General features: G+C 71.7%; 2 protein-coding genes. Both read left to right on the top strand.

Translation table 11 applies throughout. From position 1 onward, the window contains the following. Positions 1-132, top strand: a 132-nt coding sequence (locus tag FUT87_RS25750; protein WP_147242832.1) for an SIP domain-containing protein, incomplete at its 5' end; no start/stop codon positions are given. A gap of 79 nt (positions 133-211) precedes the next feature. Then, the coding region (locus FUT87_RS25745; protein ID WP_147242831.1) for a VanZ family protein at positions 212-502 on the top strand (291 nt) is incomplete at its 3' end.

Raw genomic sequence — 502 nt, 5'->3', positions numbered from 1 at the left:
GCCGGCGAGGCCGCGACGATGGCCGCGCTGCGCCGCATCCTCGTCGAGGACAAGGGCCATGACCGGCATGCGATCCGCGCGGCGGCGTACTGGAAGCGCGGCACCAGCCATCACCACGAGCACCTCGAGTGAGGCGCGGCGCGACCTCACATCGGCTTCACAGGCCCATGGCACACTGCCTTCCGCCCGAACCCGGAGGCGGGCCGCCTTGATGTCTGAAGTCCTGCATGACCCGCGCTGGCGCTCTGCCTGGCGCCTCCTCTTCCTCGCCGTGGTGGCGGGCGCGAGCTGGCTCGCTTTCTCGCCGCATCCGCCCAGCGTCGCCGACCTCGGCTGGGACAAGGCGAATCACTTCGCCGCCTTCGGCACGCTGGCGTTCATCGGCATGCAGTGCTTCGCGGCGGGGCCGCGCCGGCGCTGGATCGTGCTGGCCGTGCTGCTCGCCTACGGCGTGCTGATCGAACTGGTGCAGTCGCAGATCCCCGGCCGCGACGCCGAGGCC

The organism is Mitsuaria sp. TWR114 (assembly GCF_007997345.1).
Note: the sequence above shows the minus strand (reverse complement) of the source record. Positions and strands in the feature narration are given on the sequence as shown.